Raw genomic sequence first — 643 nt, 5'->3', positions numbered from 1 at the left:
GAAGCTCGAGGGCATGAATTGCGGATGGCCCATGGCGCCGGCCCACGAACCGACCATCTTGCCCGGCTGGACATGCCCGGCCTGGAGGATTTCGAGCGAAGTGATGAGCTCGCTGCCGAAATAATCGGCGCGCCGACCGCCATAGGCGAGGGTGCCAAGGGCATGGACGGTGTTGTTGCCGCCCATATAGCCACCGTAATTGGTCTCGATGCCCCAGATGGCGAGGATAGCCTCGGCCTGCACGCCATAGCGGCCACCGATGGCGCCAAGGGTCTGTGCCCACTCGCCGCGCATGGCGCGGCCATTGCCGACCTGGCGGTCATTGACGCGCTTGCCGACATAGTCGGCAGCGGTGGTGGCGAATTCGGGCTGCTTGCCGCTGAGATCGAGCACCTTGGTAATGGGACGGAAATCGCCCATCGCAGCATCGAAAATCCGCCGCGAGACGCCACGCGCCTTGGCCTGCTGCCAGACGCGATCGACAAAGCCACCTACGCCCGCCGCGAAAGCCGGCGAAATGGCCGACGACGCCAGGAGCGTAATGGCGCCCGTCGCGAAGGCGCGACGCGACATGGAAAAGGGAACCTGTTTGGCGGTGCGGAACATGGCAGCCTCAAAAACTGGAAGGGGCCCATCTCGTGCA

Annotated in this window: 1 protein-coding gene; it reads right to left on the bottom strand. The window is 64.5% G+C overall.

Annotated features, from left to right (window positions below):
• Window positions 1-606 (bottom strand): lytic murein transglycosylase (locus JP75_RS24655; RefSeq protein ID WP_035087851.1); only part of this gene is annotated, 606 nt, incomplete at its 3' end.
• Window positions 607-643: the final 37 nt, after the last annotated feature.

Source organism: Devosia riboflavina (assembly GCF_000743575.1).
Classification (GTDB): domain Bacteria; phylum Pseudomonadota; class Alphaproteobacteria; order Rhizobiales; family Devosiaceae; genus Devosia; species Devosia riboflavina.
Note: the sequence above shows the minus strand (reverse complement) of the source record. Positions and strands in the feature narration are given on the sequence as shown.